The following is a 22392-nucleotide window of genomic DNA, read 5'->3' on the forward strand; positions in this document are numbered from 1 at the left end:
CCTGTTTGGAGAGCGTTTTACCAACGCACGCGGGTGACTCCGCTAACCGCCTCGCACACAAAAATGCGGACAGGTTCGCTCCGGGCGCGAGGACTACGTCGCCACCCAATCCCCCGACTTCCCGCCATGCTTCTCCAGCACCTTCACATTGTTGATCGTCATGCCGCGATCCACCGCCTTGCACATGTCGTAGATCGTCAGCAAGCCGATCTGCACGGCGGTGAGCGCTTCCATTTCCACGCCGGTGCGCCCGACCGTTTCCACACGCACTTCGCAGTGCACGCCAGGTAGCGTTTCGTCGATGCTGAAATCCACCGCCACGCGCGTCAGCGCAAGCGGATGACACAGCGGAATCAGGTCGGCCGTGCGCTTCGCGCCCTGAATAGCGGCGATGCGCGCCACGCCCAGCACGTCGCCTTTTTTCGCGCGGCCTTCGCGGATCAGCGCCAGCGTGCCATCGAGCATGGCGATGGAACCGCGCGCGACGGCGATGCGGCGTGTCTCGCCCTTGTCGCCGACATCGACCATGTGCGCCTCGCCTGCGGCATCGAAATGTGTGAGTCCGGACATAGCCTCTCCTTCGAACGGGCGCTCATCATACCAGCGCGATACGGCGTCTTCGGTCCGATTCAATCCACCGCCGAGCGCCGAACACTTGATACGATAAGCCCGTTTTCGTCATCAAGCTGACCGGCGCGCCGACGCCGGTTTCGCGCCATGAATCTGACACGTTCGAGCCGTGCGCTCATTTTCGTGCTGTGCCTGAGTCTCGCCATGCCGCCCTTTGCGTTGGCGCAGGTAGGTGCGTCCGTGGCTCGCGCGGATGATTCGGCAAAGGTGGGCGCGAGGGGCGCTGCAAACGCGACCGCCGCGAACGTGACCGCGACCGCCGCAAACGCGACCGCCGCAAATGCGATTACCGCAAATGCGACCACCGCAAATGCGGCCACCGCAAACGCGATCGCCGCAAACGCGATCGCTGCAAACGCGACCACCGCAAACGCGACCACCGCAAACGCGACCAACGCAAATGCGACCACCGCAAATGCGATCGCCGCAAATGCGATCGCCGCAAACGCGATCGCCGCAAACGCGACCACCGCAAACGCGACCACCGCAATCGCGACCAACGCAAATGCGACCACCGCAAATGCGACCGCCGCAAACGCGACCAACGCAAACGCGACCAACGCAAACGCGACCACCGCAAACGCCGGCACCTCAAACGCGCCCACCGCCACCGCGCCCACCGCAAACGCGCCCACCACAACCGCGCCCACCGCAACCGCGCCCACCGCAAACGCGCCCACCGCCACCGCGCCCACCGCAACCGCGCCCACCACAACCGCGCCCACCACAACCGCGCCCACCACAACCGCAACCGCAACGGCAACTACGCCCAAGGCAACCGCGACCACCACCACCGTCCCCGCCTCACCCCCCGCCAACCTGGCCGACGGCGTCTTCGGCGTCTACGGCGGCGCCGAAAGCCGCTTCGCCAATCGGCCTGGCGAAATGAGCGGCCTGCGTGCGCCCTTGTCCTCGGTGCAGCTTCCCGATCTCGGCGATGGCTCCGACGGCACGCTTTCACCGCAAGCCGAACGCACGCTCGGCGAACGGATGATGCGCGAAGTCCGCGCCGACCCCGACTATCTCGACGACTGGCTGATGCGCGATTACCTCGATTCCATCGCCACCAAGCTCTCCGCCGCCGCCGCGACGCAGTACCTCGGTGGCTATCGGCCGGACTTCGACCTGTTCGCCGTGCGCGATCCGCAAATCAACGCGTTCTCGATGCCCGGCGGTTTCATCGGCGTGAACACGGGGCTGATTTCCGCGACGCAGACCGAGTCGGAACTGGCGTCGGTCATCGGTCATGAGATGGGGCACGTGCTGCAGCGGCACATCGCGCGCATGATCGGCGCGCAGAAAAAGAGCGGCTATGCCGCGCTCGCTGCCATGCTCGCCGGCTTGCTCGCTGGCGTGATGGCGCGCAGCGGCGATCTCGGCATGGGTATCGCGATGGGCGGGCAGGCGTTCGCCGTCGACAATCAGCTCAAATTTTCGCGCGCGGCGGAACACGAAGCGGACCGCGTCGGCTTTCAGATGCTCGCCGCCGCCGGCTACGATCCCTACGCGATGACCGCGTTTTTCGCGCGTCTGGACCGCCTGACGATGTCCGACAACGGCGTGCCGCCTTATGCGCGCACGCATCCGCTGACCGTCGAGCGCATCGCCGATATGGAGGATCGTGCGCGGCGCGTGCCGTATCGCCAGCCGCGTCAGTCGCCCGAATACGCGTTCGTGCGGGCGCGCGCGCGGGTGTTGCAGGTCAATTATGCGAGTGATTATCGCGAGGTCGCGAGCCGGCTGAAGACCGAGATCAGCGATCAGACCGCGCTCAATCCGGCGGCGAACTGGTATGGCGTCGCGCTCGCGCAGTCGCTGCTCGGCGATTACGACGCCGCCAACGATGCGCTCGCGAAGTCGCGCCGTCTGTTCGAAGGCGAGGAGGCGAATGCGGCGGTGGCATCGGCGCAGGCGCGGCAGGAGTTGAAGAGTATCGGCGGCGCGGATGCGGCTAGCGGCGCACGGGGTTTGAAGGCGCAGCGTGGGACGGCATCGTCGGCGAAGGCGGCTGCTTCCGTCGATGCCGGGTTGAATCTCGCTGCCGACGGCGTGAGATCCGCACAGACGAGGCATGCGCCTGCCGTCACCGATGCAAGGACGAATGGCGTCGCGTTATCGGAAGGCATGTCTTCGCTGCTCGGCAGTAGTGCGCACGATGTGCTGAGCTTTTCGGGGAGCGGCAATCGCGCGAGTAATCCGAACAATCCGCTCAACGTAAAGAGCGCGGCCAACACAGGCGGCGCGACGCTGGCGGACGGCGGGAACGGCGGGAACGGCGGGAACGGCTCGAACGGCACGAACGGCACGAACGGCACGAACGGCACGAACGGCACGAACGGCACGAACGGCACGAACGGCACGAACGGCACGAACGGCACGAACGGCACGAACGGCACGAACGGCGGGAACGGCGGGAACGGCGGAAACGGCGGGAACGGCGGGAACGGCGGAAACGGCGGAAACGGCGGGAACGGCGGGAACAATTCGCTCAACGTCAAGAACGCGGTCAGCACAGGCGGCGCGACGCTGGCGAACGGCACGAGCAGCACGAACAACGCAAACAGCGCAAACAACGCAAACAACGCAAACAACGCGAACGGCGCGAACGGCGCGAACGGCGCGAACGGCGCGAACAGCGCGAACAGCGCAAACAGCGCAAACAGCGCGAACGGCGCGAACGGCGCGAACGGCGGGCACGGCACGAACAATTCGCTCAACGTTAAGAATGCGGTCAGCACAGGCGGCGCAACGCTGGCGAACGGCACTAACAGCGCAAACAACACAAACAACCCAAACGCAAAAACCCCGAAAACCGCAAACGTCTCAACCGCAGAGAAAGATTCGTCGAGCCACCAAAACAACCCATCCGAGACGAATCGCGCGGGCGCTACGACAACCACCGACGTGAACAGCACCTCCCGCCGCACGACCGCATCCAACACCCCGACCTCGAAGAACACGATCCCGCTTCCGCCGGTCCACGTCACGAGCACCTCGATCCCGCGCCAGAGCCCACAACTCGCCGCGCCACCGCAGCCGCCAGCGCCCGCAACGTCCCGCAGCACGCCTAGCCTCGACGTGCTAGCCGCTGATATCGCCCGCCGCGCCGGCCGTAACGACGACGCCATCCGCCTCGCGGAAATAGCGCAGAAGCGCTGGCCGGACTCGCACGCGGCGATCGATATCCATCTGCAAGCCTTGCTGTCGGCGCACCGCTACGCCGATGCCCAATCGCTCGCGCGCCAGGAAACGCGCGCCGACCCGTTACGCCCCGACTGGTGGCTCTATCTCGCGCAGGCGAGCGCGGGCCTCAACGACCCGCTGAGCCAGCATCAGGCGATGGCCGAGAAATTCGCGCTCGACGGCGCATGGCCATCCGCGATTCGGCAGCTAAAGGAAGCGCGCGACCTGAAAACCGCGAGTTTCTACGATCTCTCGACGATCTCCGCGCGTCTGCGCGATTTCGAAACGCGCTACAAGGAGGAGCGCGAGGAGGAGAAAAACAGCTGAACGGCGGCGGGCTACGGGTAGCTCTAAGCGAGCGCCCGACCTTGGCCACGACCGTACACGATCCGTGCGCCGATAACCTCTAACCCTGCACGCCAATAGCCCGCGCAGCCGGACTCGCGACAAAGCCAAAACGCGCTCCGACATCCGTCCGTCTGATCGTCTGCAAGGGAAGATCAATGCCGCCGCGCCAATGAAACACGCCACCGTGCTCGGGCGAGGCAGCCTCATCCAGCGAAGCATGATCCGCCAGCACCTCCAGATCATGATCGTGCAAGGCGGCCACGCGAGCCGGCGAGGAAGCATCGGCGAACAACACACCGCCTTCATCGTCGATCCACGCCTGTTCCGGCTCGAACGCCGCGCCCGCCTGATCGGTCAGCTGCAACGAACCATCCGCCGATACATCGAGCCGCACGATCCACGGCGTATAAGCCAACTCCACATACACGCGCTGCGGACCGTTCTGGAAGAACCACTGACCCTCGTCGTCGCGCTCGTAATTGCGGTTGATGAAGCCGATCAGCGCCTCATGCCGGATGGGACCGCCGAGTTCGCCCGCGGCTTGCGCGGCATCGTCGCGCATGCGCCACTGGCCGCGTCGGTCGAGCAGAAGCCAGCCCGTGCAATGCGGCACGTTCGGCCATTTGGCAAGCGCCTGCCTGACGATGTCATCCATGAGCGACGAAGTTCTCCAGATAGCCGAACACACGCTGCGACAACCAGTCGATCCGCCCTGGAAACGGCCCCGTCATGAAGCCGACATGTCCGCCGTGGTTCGGCTGATCGAGCGTGACACGCGACGACACTTCCGCCTGCGACGGCAACGCGAACTCGGGCAGGAAAGGATCGTTACGCGCGTTCAGGATAAGCGCTGGCGCCGCGATGCGGTTCAGATGCGCGCGCGTGGTCGCGGTCGACCAATAGTGGTTGGTATCGCGAAAGCCGTGCAGCGGCGCGGTCACGACGTTGTCGAACTCGTACAGCGTGCGCGCGGCGAGTACGGCGTCGCGGTCGTAAAGGCCGGGAAACTGTCCGAGCTTCGCAAGCGCCTTGCGCTTGAGCGACTTCAAAAAGCTGCGTGTGTAGATCATGCCGAAGCCTTGCGAGATCGCTGCGCCGCCCGCGTGAACATCGAGCGGAGCGGAGATGGCGGCCGCCGCGCTGATGATCGACGAAGCCTCGGCGCCGCGGTCGCACAGCCAGTGCAGCAGCACATTGCCGCCCAGCGAGACGCCCGCCGCCACGATCGGCCCCGCGTGATTGGCGCGCAGGCGTCGCAGAATCCAGTCGACTTCGGCGCTGTCGGCGAGATGGTAAAACCGCGGCAGCAGATTGAGCGCTCCGCTACACGTGCGAAAGTGCGGCACGACGCCGTGCCAGCCGCGCGCTTGAGCGGCGGCCATCATCGTGCGGGCGTAGTGGGAGTCCGAACTGCCTTCGAGGCCGTGAAACAGCACGAAGAGCGGGGCGTCGGCGGGTGCTTCGTCGGCTACCCAGTCGAGATCGATGAAGTCGCCATCCGGCGTGGTCCAGCGTTCGCGCCGGTATTGCACCGCCGGCTTGCGCGCGAAGAGCGCCGGCACGATGGTCTGCGCGTGGCTCGTCGGCAGCCAGCGCGGCGCGTTGTAGAGCCAGTCCGCAACCGGCGCGCCGAGCGTTCGCCCGGCTGCCTGCACGCTTTCCTTAAGCGCCGCTGCGGGCCCCGTATCCACAAATGACGAATCGTGTTTCAACAAAGGATCGCGCTTCATGGCCACTCCCCGACATACGTCTTCTTAGTGCTGCTCTGCAACCGGGCCGCGTTTTTTAGTGCAGCGGCCCCTGACCGTGGCGCATCTTGACCGCGAACTGGCCGGCTGTTTCCATCGGCATCTCGCTCGCGTGAATGTGCGCGATTTTCCATTCGCCGCGTTCGTGGACCATCACGTAAGTCGTGAACACCATGCGCGGCGCCATCGTTCCCGCTGGCTGATGCGCCTCCGCGATCGCATACACGACGGTGCCGAGACTGTCGTACACGCGGATATCGAGCGGCTCGATGGTCACCGCCTGCGCTTCGAACTGCTTGCCGATCCCGGCGCGGATGCTCGGCAGACCATGCAGATGCGTGCCGTCCGCGCAGATGCACGTGGCGAATTCCTCGTCGATCCACAACGACATCACACTGTCGATGCTGGCGTCCGCGACAGCCTGGTAATAAGCGTTGAGGGTGTCGGCTGCGGCTTCGAAGAGGCGGGCGAAACGTGGCATGGCTCGTGGGTCTCAGGCTTTCGTTACGGCGCGCGCCCGTAGTGCCGGACTAGCGCCGCATCGGTCATTGGTCAAAGCATGCCCCCGTTCGGAGGCATTCGCGTGTGAGCGCCCGCACACTTGGGTCGATGCCGTCGGAGAACCGCTAGCGGATGTCGCAGCGGATCAATCTTCGAGATATCAACGATGCGCGAGCAGCATGCCGCGCAAGTCGCCGAAAACCTGTTCGGCGGAAAGTTCGCGAAGGCAGTTCAGATGGCCGAGCGGACACTCGCGGGCAAAGCACGGACTGCATTCAAGATGCAGCCATTGTACCTTTGCGAGATCGGACAAGGGCGGCGTGTGGCGCGGGTCGGTCGAGCCGTACACCGCGACGAGCGGCCGTCGCATGGCCGCCGCGACGTGCATGAGGCCGGAATCGTTGGTGACCACCGCGCTCGCTCGCGCGATCAACGCGCATGCTTCGCCGAGCGATGTCTGGCCGCACAGGTTGCGCACATTCGGTGCGCGGGCGGCGATGGCATCGGCGACGGCGGAATCTTTATTCGATCCCAGCGCGATGATCCGCGCATACGGAAACGACTGCGCGACGAACTGCGCCAGCGACGCAAAATGCTCCGGCGGCCAGCGCTTGGCGGGACCATACTCCGCGCCGGGACAAAACACGACGAGCGGCGTGCGCGTATCGAGATTGAAGCGCGCCGACACGCGCGCGGACTCGTTCGGATCGTTTTCCAGGCGCGGCACGGGCAGCGTTGGCGCGGGATTTTCGATGCCTTCGGGCTGCGGTTGCGCGAACTTGTCGACGAACGGCAGCTTCGCGCCCGGCGCATAAGCGAGCGCGGCGTAGTGCACGGTCATCGGCGGACGCTCGGTCTTTGGCGGATTGGCATGCCGCACGTTGAGCAGACCGTAACGGCTTTCGCCCTTGTAACCGATGCGCAGCCGGATGCCCGCCATCCAGGGCAGCAGCGCGGATTTCGCGGAATTGGGCAGCACGTAGGCGGCGTCGTAGCCGACATCGCGCAGGTCGCTCGCCAGTTGCCAGCGGCGCAGCAGTTGCAGCTTGCCGTGAGCGAGGTCGGTGGCGTAGACGTCGTGGATTTCCGGCATGCGTTCGAGCACGGGCGCGACCCACGAGGGCGCGACGGCATCGATCACGATGCGCGGATGCAGCTTTCTCAACAGCGTGAAAAGCGGCTGCGCCATGAGTGCGTCACCGATCCAGTTCGGTGCTATTACCAGCGCGCGGCGCATCAGTCGTTTTCCGATCTCAAAATATACGCGGCTCGCGGCTTATGGCGAGTCGTCGGTTGATGTGGGTGAGAGGCTTGAGCGCGCAATGTGTGATTGCGATTCGCGCATTGGACGAAGGCCGAAGCGGGCACGAGGCGTGGCTTCGGCCTTCCGTAAGAGGGCGGCTGCTCAATGCCCCTTGATGACTTCGCCGTCTTTCAGCTTGTAGCGCGTGCCGCAATACGGGCAACGCGCTTCGCCGTGCGTGATGTCGATAAACACGCGCGGATGCGTGCTCCAGCGCTGCATCTTCGGATTCGGACAGAACGCGGGCAGGTCCTTGGCCGACAGTTCAACCAGCGGCATTTCCTTCAGGTCGCTCATTGCAATCTCTTTTGAATGACTTTTGTTGCGTGCGGGGACACGGCGGGACGCTTGAAACCTCGCCCGCCGCAGCTTGCATTAAAGCTTGGCGAGCCAGCTTGCGTACTTCTCGTTCTTGCCGCCGACCACGTCGAAGAATGCGCTTTGCAGCTTCTCCGTGACGGGACCGCGCGCGCCCGAGCCAATGGTGCGGTTGTCGAGTTCGCGAATGGGCGTGACTTCGGCGGCGGTGCCGGTGAAGAACGCTTCGTCGCAGGTGTAGACCTCGTCGCGCGTGATGCGCTTTTCGATCACCGGAATGCCGAAGTCGCGCGCCAGCGTGATGACCGTGTCGCGCGTGATGCCGTCGAGGCACGAAGCCAGGTCCGGCGTGTACAGCTTGCCGTTGTTGACGAGGAAGAAGTTCTCGCCGGAGCCTTCGGAGACATAGCCGTCCACGTCGAGCAGAAGGGCTTCGTCGTAGCCGTCGGTGATGGCTTCCTGATTCGCGAGGATGGAGTTCACATACCAGCCGGAGGCCTTGGCGCGCACCATCGACACGTTGACGTGATGGCGCGTGAACGACGAGGTCTTGACGCGAATACCCTTCGCGATGCCGTCTTCGCCCAAATACGCGCCCCACGGCCACGCAGCAATGGCCACGTGAATGGTGTTGCCCTTGGCCGACACGCCGAGCTTTTCCGAGCCGACCCAGATGATCGGGCGGATATAGCAGGATTCAAGCTTGTTCTCGCGCACGACTTCGAGCTGCGCGGCTTCGATGGTGGCCTGGTCGAACGGCACTTCCATCTGAAAGATCTTGGCCGAGTTGAACAGACGCTTGGTGTGTTCCTTCAGGCGGAAAATGGCCGTGCCTTGTGACGTCTTGTATGCGCGCACGCCTTCGAACACGCCCATGCCGTAGTGCAAGGTATGGGTCAGAACGTGGATATTGGCGTCACGCCAGTCGACCAGCTTGCCATCCATCCAGATCTTGCCGTCGCGGTCGGCCATTGACATACGGTTCTCCTAGCTGTCTCGTTCAGTGAATGCGGGGCTTGGCGCCTTAGTTCGGCATGAGTGCGGCGCTGGCCGAAAGGCGGCGAAAGACCGTTATTTTAGCGTGATTTCGCGACGGAACCGATCTCGAAGCGGCTTTCACGACGCTATAATTTCCCTTTCGCCGCCAAGTTGCCGGCAAAGTTTCCTTTCGTCGCGGTATTGCGCGCGGATTACGCGCGGGATCGAAACCAGCGTGGAGCCAGCGCCCGGCGCATCGGTTGGAAGCGGCCAAATACGCGTCATCATGGATTGGCCGCTAAAAGCATCCGGTGCTATCGGTTAAAATGCTGGTCTTTCCTGTTGCATCAAGCGAGGTCGAGAGTGTGTCCGGCAGTCACCGCGCAACGGTTCCCAAGCTCACCGCCTCAACGGAGCGCGCCCGGCATGTGCTTGTACTTGAGCGCCGCCGCCTGTCTGTTCCTTCGATCTCCTGCTTTCCCGGTTCCTCGTATTGCCTGTTTTGCCCGTGCGTTCGGCCCGCTCGCGCGGCCTTCGCCTCCGGCGTGATCCGCGTGTCGTTGCCACGGCTAAATGAAGTCCTCGAAGTCACGCGGCCACCCCACGAACCGGCCGGCACAAGCCGGTCTTCCTCGCCCGAACCGCTTTTTTACCTACGTTGACTCCCATGACGAAAGTATTGCGTTTCACCGACCTCATCTCCGAAGGCAAAGTCTCCGGCAAGCGTGTGTTCATCCGCGCGGATCTGAACGTGCCGCAAGACGATGCCGGCAACATCACCGAAGACACGCGCGTGCGCGCCTCGGTGCCGGCCATCGAGGCCGCGCTCGATGCGGGCGCTGCCGTAATGGTCACGTCCCATCTGGGCCGCCCGACCGAAGGCCAGTTCAAGCCGGAAGACTCGCTCGCGCCCGTCGCGAAGCGTCTGTCCGAATTGCTCGGCCGCGACGTGCCGCTCGTCGCGAACTGGGTCGATGGCGTCGAGGTTCAGCCGGGCAACGTCGTGCTGCTCGAAAATTGCCGCTGCAACAAGGGCGAGAAGAAGAACGACGACGGCCTCGCGCAAAAGCTCGCGAAACTCTGCGACATCTATGTGAACGACGCCTTCGGCACCGCGCATCGCGCGGAAGCAACCACGCACGGCATCGCGAAGTACGCGCCGGTCGCGTGCGCGGGCCCGCTGCTCGCCGCCGAACTCGATGCGCTCGGCAAGGCGCTCGGCAACCCGAAGCGTCCGCTCGTCGCCATCGTCGCCGGGTCGAAGGTTTCGACCAAGCTGACCATTCTGAAGTCGCTGGCGGAGAAGGTGGATCAACTGATCGTCGGCGGCGGTATCGCCAACACGTTCATGCTGGCCTCGGGCCTGAAAATCGGCAAGTCGCTCGCCGAAGCCGATCTCGTCGACGAAGCGAAGGAAATCATCGATCAGGCGCGCACGCGCGGCGCATCCGTGCCTATTCCGAGCGATGTCGTCACCGCGAAGGAATTCGCCGCGACCGCGAAAGCCGAAACCAAGCCCGTCGCGGATGTGTCCGACGACGACCTGATCCTCGATATTGGTCCGGACACCGCGAAGGCGCTCGCCGCGCAACTGGAAACGGCGGGCACGATCGTATGGAACGGCCCCGTCGGCGTGTTCGAGTTCGACCAGTTCGGCAACGGCACGAAGACGCTCGCGCAGGCCATTGCCAGTTCGTCGGCATTCTCAATCGCGGGCGGCGGCGACACGCTCGCGGCCATCGCGAAGTACAACATTCACGACAAGGTGAGCTACATCTCGACCGGCGGCGGCGCGTTCCTCGAATTCCTGGAAGGCAAGACGCTGCCCGCGGTCGAAGTGCTCGAGTCGCGGGCTTAAGGTCTTGACGACCCGAGGAAATCCGGCGAAGGCAGGCAAGAAGGGCGCGCAGGAAGCCGGCGGCGCGCAAAAAGACGGAATCAGAAACGTAGTGGCGGGCGGGGCATCGGGCGACGAGCTCGACGCCGCCGCGCTCGCGGCGCGGGCCATTGCCGAAGCGGCTCAGAACACCGAGCCGTCGTCCGGCGAAGCCCGCGCGCAGAATCAGCAACCGAGGCAGAACGAAGACGCGGCATCGCCGGCACCAACGGCGGCGCCCGTCATCATCGGCGGTTTGCCCGCTCATGCAATCAAGCAAATCGATAAAGCGACGCCGGCACGATCCGGCGCGCGCGCGCAACCGGTGAGCAACACCTCACCGTCGGCGCAACGTGCTCGCAGCGTCACGGGCGGTCCTACAGAGACGAGGAATTCCATGCATCGCGCTACCAAAATTGTTGCCACCATCGGTCCGGCATCGAGCAGTCCCGAGATCCTGCTGCAGATGATGCAAGCGGGGCTCGACGTCGTTCGCTTCAACTTTTCGCACGGCACCGCCGACGATCATCGCCAGCGCGCCGAATGGGTGCGCGAGGCCGCGCGCCAGACGGGCCGCGAAGTCGCCATCATGGCCGACCTGCAAGGCCCGAAAATTCGCGTCGGCAAGTTCGAGAACAACAAGACGATGCTCGTCGCGGGCAACAGTTTCGTGCTCGACGCCAATTGCGAACTCGGCAACAACGAGCGCTGCGGACTCGACTACAAAGACCTGCCGCGCGATTTGCGCGCCGGCGACGTGCTCCTGCTGAACGACGGCCTGATTGTCCTCGACGTCACGCGCGTGATCGGCGAAGAGATTCACACGGTCGTGAAGGTCGGCGGCGAGTTGTCGAACAACAAGGGCATCAACCGGCAGGGCGGCGGACTCACGGCGCCGGCGCTGACCGAGAAGGACATGGAGGACATCAAGACGGCGATGTCGCTCGGCGCGGATTTCGTCGCGGTGTCGTTCCCGAAAAACGCGACGGACATGGAAATGGCGCGTCAACTCGCGAACATCGCGGGCGCGCCTTACGGCATCAAGCCGAAGATGATCGCGAAGATCGAGCGCGCCGAAGCCATTCCGGCGCTGCAAGGCATTCTGGATGCGTCGGACGGCATCATGGTCGCGCGCGGCGATCTCGCGGTGGAGGTGGGCAACGCGGCCGTGCCCGCGCTGCAAAAGCGCATGATCCGCATGGGGCGCGAGTCGAACAAGCTCGTCATCACCGCCACGCAGATGATGGAATCCATGATCCACGCGCCCGTGCCGACCCGCGCGGAAGTGTCGGACGTGGCCAACGCCGTGCTCGACGGCACCGACGCCGTGATGCTTTCCGCCGAAACCGCGGCGGGCAAGTATCCGGTGACGACCATCGAGACGATGGCCGCCATTTGCGTCGAAGCCGAGAAGTCGGAAGAGTCGCAACTAGACCGCGATTTCCTCGACCGCACGTTCACGCGCATCGACCAGTCCATCGCCATGGGCGCGCTGTTCACGGCGTTCCATCTCGGCGCGAAGGCGGTCGTGGCGCTGACCGAATCCGGTTCGACCGCGCTGTGGATGTCGCGTCACTGGACGCATGTGCCGATCTTCGCGCTCACGCCGCGCGTGGCGAGCGAGCGCACGATGTCGCTGTATCGAAACGTCACGCCGTTGCATCTCGATACCAACATGGACCGCGACGACGCGCTCAATCAGGCGCTGGAAGTGGTCGTGTCGAAGGGATACGCGGCGCGCGGCGACATGGTCGTGCTCACCGTCGGTGAGCCGATGGGCGCGGCGGGCGGCACCAACACGCTGAAGATCGTGCGCGTCGGCGATCATTTCTGAGCGCGCGTAGAGCGAAAAAACGCTTTCGGATGAGCGCGAATTCAGCCTGATCCGAGCCAGGCGTTATTTGTAAAGTAAAATCAACGGGTTCCGGCGACGGGACCCGTTCCCATTTCTTTTCGCCGCTCACGGCAACTTGAGCGGCGGTCAACATTTCTCCGTACCTCTTCGGACCATGACGATGTCCACGCTATACGAATCCACGATCAAATCGCTGCCGCTGCTCGGCCGCGGCAAGGTTCGCGACAACTATGCCGTCGGTCAGGACAAGCTCCTGATCGTTACGACCGACCGCCTCTCCGCATTCGACGTCGTCATGGGCGAGCCGATTCCGAACAAGGGCCGAGTGCTCAATCAGATGGCCGACTTCTGGTTCGAGAAGCTCGGTCATATCGTGCCGAATCACAATACGGGTATCGATCCGGCGAGCGTCGTCGCGCTGGACGAGGTGGCGCAGGTGACGGGCCGCGCGGTCGTGGTGAAGCGGCTCGAACCGATTTTGGTGGAAGCGGTCGTGCGCGGCTATCTCGCGGGCAGCGGCTGGAAGGACTATCAAGCGACGGGCGCGGTCTGCGGCGTGGAATTGCCGCCCGGCCTGCAAAACGCGCAGAAGTTGCCCGAGCCCATTTTCACGCCCGCCGCGAAGGCCGAAATGGGCCATCACGACGAGAACATCACGTACGACGACATGGAACGGCGCATCGGCACCGAACTGTCGGCCACCATCCGCCGCATTTCCATTCAGTTGTACAAGGAAGCCGCCGAGTATGCGGCGACGCGCGGCATCATCATCGCGGATACCAAGTTCGAGTTCGGCCTCGACAACAAGGGCGAGCTGTTTCTGATGGACGAAGTGCTCACCGCCGACTCCTCGCGCTTCTGGCCGGCCGACGGCTATCAGGTCGGCACGAACCCGCCGTCGTTCGACAAGCAGTTCGTGCGCGACTGGCTCGAAACGCAGCCGTGGAAGAAGGAACCGCCCGCGCCGAAACTGCCCGACGAAGTCGTCGCCAAGACCGCCGAGAAGTATCAGGAAGCGTTGCAGCGCCTGACCGGGCAGACGCTCGCGTAACACCCGTATCGCGCGCGGTCATTTGGAAGAGATGACGGCGCGCCCGAACCAACGCCCAAGGAAAGCAGCTAAATGAGCGAAGTACAGACCGGAGCGCATTCGCACGATGCGCCGCTCGTCGGCGTGTTGATGGGTTCCAGCTCCGACTGGGACGTCATGAAGCACGCCGTCGCGATCTTGCAGGAATTCGGCGTGCCTTATGAAGCGAAGGTGGTGTCCGCGCATCGCATGCCGGACGAGATGTTCGGTTATGCCGAAAGCGCGCGCGCGCGCGGCGTGCAGGCGATCATCGCGGGCGCGGGCGGCGCGGCGCATCTGCCGGGCATGCTGGCCGCCAAGACCACGGTGCCGGTGCTCGGCGTGCCGGTGGCGAGCAAGTATCTGAAGGGCGTGGATTCGCTGCATTCCATCGTGCAGATGCCCAAGGGCGTGCCGGTCGCGACCTTCGCCATCGGCGAGGCGGGCGCGGCGAACGCGGCGCTCTTCGCGGTGTCCATTCTGAGCGTGACCAATGCGCGTTACGCCGAAGCGCTGGCCGCGTTCCGTGTGAAGCAGAACCAGGCCGCGCGCGATATGGCGCTGCCTCCGCTCTGAAGCGTTGAAACGTCGAAGCATTGAAGTGCGATGCCGCGCGCCCCTTTGCGCGGCGTCTGGAAATCAAACCAGCAAATCAGTCCCGGCAAGCCCCAGCCCACGATGAACCCAAACAAATCCCCGAACTCACCCATCCTGCCCGGCGCGTGGCTCGGCATGGTCGGCGGCGGCCAGCTCGGCCGCATGTTCTGCTTTGCCGCGCAGTCGATGGGCTACCGCGTCGCCGTGCTCGATCCTGACCAGACAAGTCCGGCGGGCGCGGTCGCTGATCGTCACATCCGCGCCGGTTACGAAGACAAAGCCGCGCTCACCGAACTCGGCCGCTTGTGCGCGGCGGTTTCCACGGAGTTCGAGAACGTGCCGTCGGCAAGTCTCGAATTTCTCGCTTCGTGCACGTTCGTGAGCCCGGCGGCGAGTTGCGTGGCAATTGCGCAGGATCGCGTCGCGGAGAAGCGGTTCATCGCCGAGTCGGGCGTGCCGGTCGCGCCGCACGTGGTGATTGAATCGCCGGAAGCGCTCGCGGCGTTGTCGGACGAGAAGATCGCGGCGGTGCTGCCCGGCATTCTCAAGACCGCGCGCCTTGGCTATGACGGCAAGGGACAGGTGAGCGTGCGCAACGTGCAGGAAGTGCGGAACGCGTATGGCTCGCTTTCGGGCGTGCCGTGCGTGCTCGAAAAACGCATGCCGTTGAAGTACGAAGTGTCCGTGCTGATCGCGCGTGGCGGCGACGGCAAGTCGGCCGTGTTCCCGCTTGCGCAGAATTCGCATGTCGGCGGCATTCTGGCAAAGACCGTCGTGCCCGCGCCCGATGCGCCCGCCGCGCTCGTCGCGCAGGCGCAGGATTCGGCGTTGACCATCGCGGCGAAGCTGGGCTATGTCGGCGTGTTGTGCGTCGAATTCTTCGTGCTGGAAGACGGAACGCTCATCGCCAATGAAATGGCGCCGCGTCCGCACAATTCCGGCCATTACACGGTCGATGCCTGCGCCACGAGCCAGTTCGAACAGCAAGTCCGCGCGATGACCGGCATGCCGCTCGGCGATACGCGCCAGCATTCACCAGCCGCAATGCTGAATCTGCTCGGCGATATCTGGTTCAACGGCGACAAGCAACGCGCTCCCGCCTGGACCGACGTCGTGGCAATGCCGGCTGCGCGCCTGCATCTGTACGGCAAGGAAGAAGCGCGCCATGGCCGCAAGATGGGCCACATCAACTTCACGGCGGCGACGCTGGAAGAGGCGCGCACGGCGGCGCGCGACTGTGCGCGCATGCTGCATATCGCGCTCGATTGAAAGACTTGAAGCAGTAAGGCAATGACCATCATCCATCCGAGCGCCGCGCAGATCGACGAAGCAGCGGCCCTGCTCGACGCAGGCGAACTCGTCGCGTTTCCGACTGAAACGGTCTACGGCCTCGGCGGCGATGCCGAGAATCCCGAAGCCATCGCGCGCATCTATGCCGCGAAGGGCAGGCCGGCGAATCATCCGGTGATTGTGCATCTCGCGCCCGAAGCCGATCCAGGCTATTGGGTAAGCGCGTTGCCGGCGGACGCACAAAAGCTCATCGACGCCTTCTGGCCCGGACCCTTGACGCTCATCCTCGAGCGCGCGGAGCGTATTCCGGCGGCGGTGAGCGGCGGGCAGGATTCGGTGGGCATTCGTTGCCCTTCGCATCCGGTGGCGCAGCGGCTGTTGTCGGCCTTTCACGTTTTACGCAGCGGAACGGGCAAGCAAGGCGGCGTGGCGGGGCCTTCGGCGAATCGCTTCGGACACGTAAGTCCGACGAGCGCACAACATGTTCGCGATGAATTCGGCGCGAGCGTTCATGTGCTCGATGGCGGGACGGCGCAAGTGGGAATCGAATCGACGATTCTGGATTTGTCGCGCGGCTTTCCCGCTTTGTTGCGGCCGGGACACGTGAGTCCGCGGCAGATCGCGGATGTGATCGGCGTCGCGCCGAGATTGCCGGATGGAACGGATGCCACCGCGCCGCGCGCCTCGGGCACGCTGAAGGCGCATTACGCGCCGAGGACGCCGCTCGCGTTGCTGCCTTTCGCGGCGATCGAACCGATCCTCGTTGCGGCCCGTGCCAATGCGCGCGACAAGAAAATCGCGCTGGTGGCGCGTGCGTCGAGCGCAGGCGATTGGGCGCGCGATTCCGGCGTGCACTTCGTGGCTGCACCTGAAGACCCGCAGAGTTACGCGCGGGAGTTGTATGGCTTGCTGCGGGCGCTGGATCGGGCGAATGTCGAACGCATTCTCATCGAGAAGCTGCCGGAATCGGTCGAGTGGATCGCGGTGAATGACCGGCTGGGAAGAGCGGCGGCGGCGTTCGAAGGGGAAGGCGCTTAGCTCGCTCATGTTCGCTTCGACAGCGACGCGAAGGATTGTCCACGGCAAAAAGAAACCGCCCGGAAGACCATCTCCGGGCGGCTCGCCGACTTCCAATAAACCGGACTACTTACCCAACCCCGCCGCCGCGACCTTCTGCTCCGCCGTCTGCGCATACAGCGCATGCAGATGCGTCGTCGGGTGCACGGTGTCCGCGTACATATAAAGTTGATCCGCGTTGGCCACCGTGTAGTTTTGCGGCGAGCAGAAAAGCGAAGTGGCGAACGCTTGCGGATTCGGCTCGCCGAAAGCCGCTGCTGCCGCGGCCATCGCCTGCAGATTGCACGCCGTGCCGGTATTCGACACCGTGAATCCGAACTGCCCGAAGTTGGCCGTGATATTGGCGAGCGCCGGCACGATATCCAGGTAAATCACCTTCGACATCAGGCCCGATTGCGTCAACGCGGCGGCAAGCGCCTGATTGAAGCCAAGCGATGCCTGCGTCAGCAGCGCCTTGACGGCCGCGTTGCTCATCATGCCCTGCGGCGTGGTGCCGATATCCGGCACGTTCGACACCAGCACATGCGTTGCGCCATGCTGCAGCACCGAGCCGATGACGCCCGCCAGATCGATCGCCGATTGCACGATGGCGGTGGTCGCCTGCGCTGGCGTCATCTGTCCTGCCTGCACGGCCGTGAGGTTGTACAGAATATCGTTCGCGCCGCCATTGACGATGACGAGCTGATTCGAATTGAAGCTACCGTGCGACGCCAGATAGTTCGTCACCTGTTGCGCCACCGGCACCGTCAGCGCGCCCGTGTAATTGGCCGGATCGGTCGTCGCATGACTCACGCCAATAGGATTGGTCACGCGCGATCCGCCCTGCGCGTAGCCGAGCCCCGATTGCGCCTGGGGCGGCGTGCCGAAGCCACCGGTCATCGCGGGCGTGAGCGTGTCGCCGTAGTATTGCGCGACATCCTGAACCCACACCTGACCGGGATTCGTCGTGAAGCGGCCGCCGCCGAAGTTGGCGGCCGCCACCGGCGCGTAGGTGCCGACGTCGGAGAGGCTATCGCCGAAAGAGACGACTTGCAGTTTGACACCGCCCGGCGGCAACGAATTGTTGTTGTCGTCGCCACCGCCGCCGCACGCGGCAATCAGGGCGAAAGCGGCGCTCGCCGTGGCGATTCGGGCGTAGCGCACCAGGGCGGCGCGCGTCGAGAGTTGCTTCTTCATGGACCTCGTCTCCAATTTTCGGTGTTATGTGTTTGAATCCGCAGCGCGTGTGCCTTGTGTTGGCCCGCGTGTCTGTCTGCGTTTCGTCCGGCGTGCGCCTCGATACGCGCGTGCGCTCGAACGAATTGTGCATCACGAAGGTGGTCGAGTCATCCTTCCGTCATGCGTGCCCGACAGCGTACACGGCGCGCGTGCAGGCGCGGGCGGTCTTCGTAGAAGAAATCTTCGGTCCGCCTTGCCGGGCGCGGGTTTGGCTCAATTGCGTCGCGCCTGCCTCCTATGCTTGGCGCAACGCGCGTTCAGTCTTCGATGCCCGGCTTGCGCGCGCCTTCGTACACCCATTCGAGGAGCGCGTCGTGCGCGGCGCGTGCTCCCTCGGCGCGCGGATCGTTGATGAAGCTCACCACGACATAACTCTCGCCATTGGCCGCGCCGACGTAGCCCGCGATCGCCCGGACATCGCGCAAGGTGCCGGTCTTGATGTGCGCATTGCCGAACGCGCCCGCGTTGGTCAGGCGGTTGCGCATGGTGCCGTCCACGCCGGCAATGGGCAGCGATTCGACGAACACTTGCGCGACCGGACTCGCGTTCGCCGCTTGCAGAAGGTCGGCGAGCGAGAGCGCGGAGATGGTTTCGTCGCGCGAGAGTCCGGAGCCGTTGTCGAGCACGAGACCGGTCATTGGCAGGGCGCTTTTCTTGAGAAACGTCTGGATGGCCTGCGAGGATTTGGCGGTCGTCGCGGGCGGTTTTAGTTGCGCCGCGCCGATGGTCAGAAACAGATTTCGCGCCATCACGTTGTTACTGAACTTGTTGATGTCGCGCACGATATCCGACAGCACCGGGCTGCGATGCGTGCCGACGAGCCGCGCCGACGAAGGCGTCGGGCCTTCGCGCGTGGCGCCCTGAAACGTGCCGCCCGCCTGCTTCCACAGCGCGAGGAAGCCGCCTGCGAAGAACGTCGAATGGTCGAGCGCGGCGACGTTGATGGTGCGCGAGCCGCAGCGCAACGGATAGTCGCCGATGAACGACGCCTGCACGAAGCCGCCCTGCGTCTGCGCCACGCTCGGCGATGCGGACGGCAACGTGCCCGCGCACGCGCCGCGCGTCACGCGTAATTCGTTGTCGATCTGCAGTTGCGCCAGTTGCGGCAATACGTCGATGGATACCTGCCCGTCCGGATTCGGCGTGAGCGTGAAGGTAAGCGACTTGAACGCGTAGAGCAGCGGATCGGGACCGACGTTGTAGGGCGCGGCATCGTCGTTATCGAACGCGGGCAGATCGCGCGTGGAGGCGTCGAAATAGCGCTTGTCGAGCACGAGCGCGCCATCGATTCCCGTGATGCCGTTCTTGCGTATCTGATCGACGAGATCGATCAGTTCTTCCGGCACGAGCTTCGGGTCGCCCGTGCCCTGAATGTAGAGATTGCCGTGCAGCACGCCTTGTGCGTCGACATCGCCATCGGCGTAGGCGGTGGTTTTCCAGCGATAGTCGGGGCCGAGCAGCGAGAGGCCCGAGTAAGTCGTGACGAGCTTCATCGTCGATGCGGGGAGCATTGGCCGGTCCGCGTTGATCGTGACGAGCGGCACGGGCTCGCCGATACGTTGCACGACTACGCTCATCGACGAAAGCGGGATGTGCGCGTGAGCGAGCGCCGCCATGACCGGTGCGGGCAGTGGCCCGGCGGGCACGCGTTCTCGTGCGGCGACGGCTTTCTCGGCTCTGGACGCCTTGCCTGCGCGTTTTGCCTTCGCGCCGCCATGCGCCGCGCGCTCGGGCGCCTGCGCTTGCGATTCGGACTTCGAGCCGCCACGCGCTTGTGCTTCGGGCATGTGAGCGATGACGGCAAAGCCGATTGCGGCGGCGAGCGCAAACGACGAACAGCGAGAAACGAGCGAGGCAAGCGGCATGGGCGTGCTTTTGGTGTTGTTAGGCGAAGCCCACACGGGCGAAAGGCTCATTGTAGACAAGCTGGCTTGCGAAAATCGTACGAATAGGGGTTTGTCGGCTGGCCAAGGGCGGCGAGCAAGCGCGCCCCTCGTCACATCGCGTGATCAAGCGTCATAGATTCCAGCACCCTGCAAGATCCATCACATCCACCCATTAAGCCTTGCTTAAGCCTGCCCGCGCCCGGCAAAGCTAGAATGGCTACGACTTTCAAAGCCGGTCTCCCCAACCACGAAGACGAGATGCCATGCGAATCCTGCTAGTCGAAGATGACCGGATGATCGCCGAAGGTGTGCGCAAGGCGCTGCGCGCGGACGGCTTCGCGGTCGACTGGGTGCAGGACGGCGAGGCCGCGCTGACGGCCGTCGGCGGCGAGCCCTACGACCTGATGCTGCTAGACCTCGGCTTGCCCAAGCGCGATGGCATCGACGTCCTCAGGACGCTGCGCGCGCGTGCGAACGCATTGCCGGTGCTGATCGTGACGGCGCGCGACGCCATCGCCGATCGCGTGAAAGGACTCGATGCCGGCGCCGACGATTACCTCGTCAAGCCCTTCGATCTCGACGAACTCGGCGCACGCATGCGGGCGCTCATCCGTCGTCACGCTGGACGCGGCGAATCGCTCGTGCGTCATGGTCAACTCACGCTCGACCCGGTCGGTCATCAGGTGACGCTCGCGGGCGCGCCCGTCGCGCTCTCGGCGCGCGAATTCGCGTTGCTCGAAGCGTTGATGGCGCGTCCGGGCGCCGTGCTCTCGAAGAGTCAACTCGAAGAGAAAATCTACGGCTGGGGCGAGGAAATCGGCAGCAATACGGTCGAGGTCTACATCCACTCGCTGCGCAAGAAGCTGGGCGCGGACCTCATTCGCAACGTGCGCGGCTTGGGCTACATGGTCGCGAAGGACGCCTGATGCGGTCCATCCGCCGGCAATTGCTCATCTGGCTGCTCGCGCTCGTGATTGTCGGCGTGGGCTTTGCCGGATGGCTCATCTACCGGCAGGCGCTCGCCGAAGCCAACGAACTCTTCGATTATCAATTGCAGCAGATCGCGGCGGCGCTGCCTTCGGAGCCGTTTTCGTCGGTGCTCACGTCGCGCAGCGAAAGCGACGAGGGCGTCGTCATCCAGATCTGGAATCGCAACGGCGTGCTGATGTACTACTCGCATCCGCGCGTGCCGCTCGCGCCGCACGCCGAACTCGGCTTCTCGACGGAAATGACGGCGCGCGGCGAGTGGCGCGTGTATAGCGCGATCGTCGGCGACAACGTCGTGCAACTCGCGCAGCCGCTTTCGATACGCAACCGCGTCGCGGCGGGCGTCGCGTGGCGCACGTTGTGGCCGCTGGTCCTGTTGCTGCCGCTGCTCGGGCTTGCGATCTGGGTGATCGTCGGACGCGGGCTTGCGCCCTTGCAGCGTGTGACGAGCGCGCTCGATACACGGCATCCCGAAGCACTCGATCCGCTTCCCAATCAACGCTTGCCGCAGGAAGTGCAGCCGGTCGTGCGGGCGCTGAACGCGCTGCTGGTGCGTTTGTCGACGGCGCTCGATACGCAAAAAGCCTTCGTCGCCGATGCCGCGCACGAGTTGCGCACGCCGCTTGCCGCCGTGCAGATTCAGGCGCAACTCGTGGCGCGCGCGCAGGACGATGCATCGCGGCGCGAGGCGTTGCTCGATTTGCACGAAGGCATCGCGCGCGCCACGCGGCTCGCGGAGCAGTTGCTTGCGCTCGCGCGCTCGGAGCCGGACGGCAAGGGCGTGGCGACGAAAGTCGATCTGGCCGCGTTGCTCGAAACGTGCGTGCGCGGTTACGTGCTCGTGGCACAGGAGCGCGGCGTGGACCTCGGCATCGAGGCAAGCGAGCCCGCCACCGTGACGGGCGACGCGGATTCATTGCGCGTGATGTTCAACAATCTCATCGATAACGCGACGAAATACACGCCGCGCGGCGGCCGCGTGGATGTCTGCCTAAAAATAAAAGATGGACATCCAGTAGTCGAAATCGCGGATTCTGGGCCGGGCATTCCAGAGGACGAACGAGAAAGAGTATTCGACCGGTTTTATCGCGTGGGCGAAAGCGTGAACCGCGCGCGTACGGATGTCGCGGGCAGCGGGCTTGGGCTTGCCATCGTGCGGCGGATTGCGGATCAGCATGGGGCGGCTGTTCACCTTGGAGCGTCCGTCGCAGGCGGACTTCGAGTCGTGGTCACGTTTTGATTCCCACACGCTGGTCCCTATCGGATCGTCATGCGCTGATGGGCGCATAGGGCGTTGGGCTGCGCTTGGCAGGCCAAACAGCGTCCGCCTTTAGGCGCCGTCGTTGTTTAAAAAGAATTCCAAATTCCGATTCTGCTCCGGTTTGTTCAAACGCGATCGCCGGAATGAAGAACAACCAAGTTAGCGATTTGAAGGAAAGCTGTAATGCGGTAACACAGGATCTTTTCAAATCCACACAATTAATTACTCGTTTCAGACCTGATTTTCTATCGGTTAGACGTAAGTCTA

At 64.2% G+C, this 22392-nt stretch carries 18 protein-coding genes and 1 pseudogene; 9 read left to right on the forward strand and 10 right to left on the reverse strand.

Annotated elements, in window-relative coordinates; translation table 11 throughout:
- Nucleotides 1-93: 93 nt before the first annotated feature.
- Together moaC and NCR98_RS33455 are read right to left on the reverse strand one after the other, a co-directional pair.
- Nucleotides 94-570, reverse strand: a complete 477-nt coding sequence (gene moaC / locus NCR98_RS02480) for a cyclic pyranopterin monophosphate synthase MoaC (protein ID WP_244827139.1) — start codon at nucleotides 568-570, stop codon at nucleotides 94-96.
- 346 nt (nucleotides 571-916) lie between these two features.
- Complete coding sequence (locus NCR98_RS33455; RefSeq protein ID WP_350029498.1) at nucleotides 917-1393, reverse strand: pentapeptide repeat-containing protein; 477 nt, start codon at nucleotides 1391-1393, stop codon at nucleotides 917-919.
- Between the two features lie 116 nt (nucleotides 1394-1509).
- Here NCR98_RS33455 and NCR98_RS02490 point away from each other — a divergent pair.
- Nucleotides 1510-4140: pseudogene (locus tag NCR98_RS02490) on the forward strand (M48 family metalloprotease); the annotation flags it as partial.
- A 79-nt stretch (nucleotides 4141-4219) separates the two neighbouring features.
- On the opposite strand, the gene NCR98_RS02495 reads toward NCR98_RS02490, so the two are convergent.
- The 6 genes from NCR98_RS02495 to NCR98_RS02520 form a co-directional block, all read right to left on the reverse strand.
- Nucleotides 4220-4816 (reverse strand): DUF2946 family protein, encoded by a 597-nt coding sequence (locus NCR98_RS02495; RefSeq protein ID WP_250525432.1) that lies wholly within the window; start codon nucleotides 4814-4816, stop codon nucleotides 4220-4222.
- Nucleotides 4809-5891: a YheT family hydrolase gene (locus tag NCR98_RS02500; RefSeq protein ID WP_250463311.1), complete on the reverse strand. Its 1083-nt coding sequence runs from the start codon at nucleotides 5889-5891 to the stop codon at nucleotides 4809-4811. Before NCR98_RS02500 ends, NCR98_RS02495 begins: the two co-directional genes overlap by 8 nt.
- Before the next feature lie 55 nt (nucleotides 5892-5946).
- Nucleotides 5947-6390: a nuclear transport factor 2 family protein gene (locus tag NCR98_RS02505; RefSeq protein ID WP_250525433.1), complete on the reverse strand. Its 444-nt coding sequence runs from the start codon at nucleotides 6388-6390 to the stop codon at nucleotides 5947-5949.
- Nucleotides 6391-6570: 180 nt separating this feature from the next.
- Nucleotides 6571-7647, reverse strand: coding sequence for a lipopolysaccharide heptosyltransferase II (gene waaF / locus NCR98_RS02510; protein WP_244827143.1), 1077 nt, complete (start codon nucleotides 7645-7647; stop codon nucleotides 6571-6573).
- Between the two features lie 168 nt (nucleotides 7648-7815).
- Nucleotides 7816-8010, reverse strand: a complete 195-nt coding sequence (locus NCR98_RS02515) for a zinc-finger domain-containing protein (RefSeq protein WP_244827144.1) — start codon at nucleotides 8008-8010, stop codon at nucleotides 7816-7818.
- A 78-nt stretch (nucleotides 8011-8088) separates the two neighbouring features.
- Nucleotides 8089-9009 (reverse strand): branched-chain amino acid transaminase, encoded by a 921-nt coding sequence (locus tag NCR98_RS02520; protein ID WP_250525434.1) that lies wholly within the window; start codon nucleotides 9007-9009, stop codon nucleotides 8089-8091.
- 667 nt (nucleotides 9010-9676) lie between these two features.
- Here NCR98_RS02520 and NCR98_RS02525 point away from each other — a divergent pair.
- From NCR98_RS02525 to NCR98_RS02550, 6 genes are all read left to right on the forward strand, one after another.
- Nucleotides 9677-10867, forward strand: coding sequence for a phosphoglycerate kinase (locus NCR98_RS02525; RefSeq protein ID WP_250525435.1), 1191 nt, complete (start codon nucleotides 9677-9679; stop codon nucleotides 10865-10867).
- A gap of 343 nt (nucleotides 10868-11210) precedes the next feature.
- Nucleotides 11211-12719, forward strand: a complete 1509-nt coding sequence (gene pyk, locus NCR98_RS02530; RefSeq protein WP_370652122.1) for a pyruvate kinase — start codon at nucleotides 11211-11213, stop codon at nucleotides 12717-12719.
- A gap of 181 nt (nucleotides 12720-12900) precedes the next feature.
- Nucleotides 12901-13791 carry a phosphoribosylaminoimidazolesuccinocarboxamide synthase gene (locus NCR98_RS02535; RefSeq protein ID WP_250525436.1) on the forward strand — a complete coding sequence of 297 codons (891 nt, stop codon included), beginning with the start codon at nucleotides 12901-12903 and terminating at the stop codon, nucleotides 13789-13791.
- A gap of 72 nt (nucleotides 13792-13863) precedes the next feature.
- Nucleotides 13864-14385, forward strand: a complete 522-nt coding sequence (gene purE / locus NCR98_RS02540; protein WP_244827148.1) for a 5-(carboxyamino)imidazole ribonucleotide mutase — start codon at nucleotides 13864-13866, stop codon at nucleotides 14383-14385.
- Between the two features lie 102 nt (nucleotides 14386-14487).
- The gene (locus NCR98_RS02545) at nucleotides 14488-15675 is read left to right on the forward strand and encodes a 5-(carboxyamino)imidazole ribonucleotide synthase (RefSeq protein ID WP_250525437.1); all 1188 of its coding nucleotides are present in this window, start codon (nucleotides 14488-14490) and stop codon (nucleotides 15673-15675) included.
- A 21-nt stretch (nucleotides 15676-15696) separates the two neighbouring features.
- Nucleotides 15697-16734, forward strand: a complete 1038-nt coding sequence (locus NCR98_RS02550) for an L-threonylcarbamoyladenylate synthase (protein ID WP_250525438.1) — start codon at nucleotides 15697-15699, stop codon at nucleotides 16732-16734.
- Between the two features lie 105 nt (nucleotides 16735-16839).
- On the opposite strand, the gene NCR98_RS02555 is transcribed toward NCR98_RS02550, so the two are convergent.
- Together NCR98_RS02555 and dacB are read right to left on the reverse strand one after the other, a co-directional pair.
- Nucleotides 16840-17949, reverse strand: coding sequence for an SGNH/GDSL hydrolase family protein (locus tag NCR98_RS02555; RefSeq protein WP_250463320.1), 1110 nt, complete (start codon nucleotides 17947-17949; stop codon nucleotides 16840-16842).
- A 299-nt stretch (nucleotides 17950-18248) separates the two neighbouring features.
- Nucleotides 18249-19856: a D-alanyl-D-alanine carboxypeptidase/D-alanyl-D-alanine endopeptidase gene (dacB, locus tag NCR98_RS02560; RefSeq protein ID WP_250525631.1), complete on the reverse strand. Its 1608-nt coding sequence runs from the start codon at nucleotides 19854-19856 to the stop codon at nucleotides 18249-18251.
- Nucleotides 19857-20140: 284 nt separating this feature from the next.
- Between dacB and NCR98_RS02565 the strand changes: the two genes are divergently transcribed.
- Both NCR98_RS02565 and NCR98_RS02570 read left to right on the forward strand, forming a co-directional pair.
- Complete coding sequence (locus NCR98_RS02565) at nucleotides 20141-20803, forward strand: response regulator (protein ID WP_244827152.1); 663 nt, start codon at nucleotides 20141-20143, stop codon at nucleotides 20801-20803.
- Complete coding sequence (locus NCR98_RS02570) at nucleotides 20803-22104, forward strand: ATP-binding protein (RefSeq protein ID WP_250525439.1); 1302 nt, start codon at nucleotides 20803-20805, stop codon at nucleotides 22102-22104. Before NCR98_RS02565 ends, NCR98_RS02570 begins: the two co-directional genes overlap by 1 nt.
- Nucleotides 22105-22392: the final 288 nt, after the last annotated feature.

The organism is Caballeronia sp. GAWG2-1 (assembly GCF_023631405.1).
GTDB lineage: Bacteria > Pseudomonadota > Gammaproteobacteria > Burkholderiales > Burkholderiaceae > Caballeronia.

Excerpts from the sequence above, each read along its gene's own strand:
- moaC (WP_244827139.1), bottom strand. The coding sequence starts at position 570 with ATGTCCGGACTCACACATTTCGATGCCGCAGGCGAGGCGCACATGGTC.
- NCR98_RS02495 (WP_250525432.1), bottom strand. The coding sequence starts at position 4,816 with ATGGATGACATCGTCAGGCAGGCGCTTGCCAAATGGCCGAACGTGCCG.
- NCR98_RS02500 (WP_250463311.1), bottom strand. The coding sequence starts at position 5,891 with ATGAAGCGCGATCCTTTGTTGAAACACGATTCGTCATTTGTGGATACG.
- NCR98_RS02505 (WP_250525433.1), bottom strand. The coding sequence starts at position 6,390 with ATGCCACGTTTCGCCCGCCTCTTCGAAGCCGCAGCCGACACCCTCAAC.
- waaF (WP_244827143.1), bottom strand. The coding sequence starts at position 7,647 with ATGCGCCGCGCGCTGGTAATAGCACCGAACTGGATCGGTGACGCACTC.
- NCR98_RS02515 (WP_244827144.1), bottom strand. The coding sequence starts at position 8,010 with ATGAGCGACCTGAAGGAAATGCCGCTGGTTGAACTGTCGGCCAAGGAC.
- NCR98_RS02520 (WP_250525434.1), bottom strand. The coding sequence starts at position 9,009 with ATGTCAATGGCCGACCGCGACGGCAAGATCTGGATGGATGGCAAGCTG.
- NCR98_RS02525 (WP_250525435.1), top strand. The coding sequence starts at position 9,677 with ATGACGAAAGTATTGCGTTTCACCGACCTCATCTCCGAAGGCAAAGTC.
- NCR98_RS02535 (WP_250525436.1), top strand. The coding sequence starts at position 12,901 with ATGTCCACGCTATACGAATCCACGATCAAATCGCTGCCGCTGCTCGGC.
- purE (WP_244827148.1), top strand. The coding sequence starts at position 13,864 with ATGAGCGAAGTACAGACCGGAGCGCATTCGCACGATGCGCCGCTCGTC.
- NCR98_RS02545 (WP_250525437.1), top strand. The coding sequence starts at position 14,488 with ATGAACCCAAACAAATCCCCGAACTCACCCATCCTGCCCGGCGCGTGG.
- NCR98_RS02550 (WP_250525438.1), top strand. The coding sequence starts at position 15,697 with ATGACCATCATCCATCCGAGCGCCGCGCAGATCGACGAAGCAGCGGCC.
- NCR98_RS02555 (WP_250463320.1), bottom strand. The coding sequence starts at position 17,949 with ATGAAGAAGCAACTCTCGACGCGCGCCGCCCTGGTGCGCTACGCCCGA.
- dacB (WP_250525631.1), bottom strand. The coding sequence starts at position 19,856 with ATGCCGCTTGCCTCGCTCGTTTCTCGCTGTTCGTCGTTTGCGCTCGCC.
- NCR98_RS02565 (WP_244827152.1), top strand. The coding sequence starts at position 20,141 with ATGCGAATCCTGCTAGTCGAAGATGACCGGATGATCGCCGAAGGTGTG.
- NCR98_RS02570 (WP_250525439.1), top strand. The coding sequence starts at position 20,803 with ATGCGGTCCATCCGCCGGCAATTGCTCATCTGGCTGCTCGCGCTCGTG.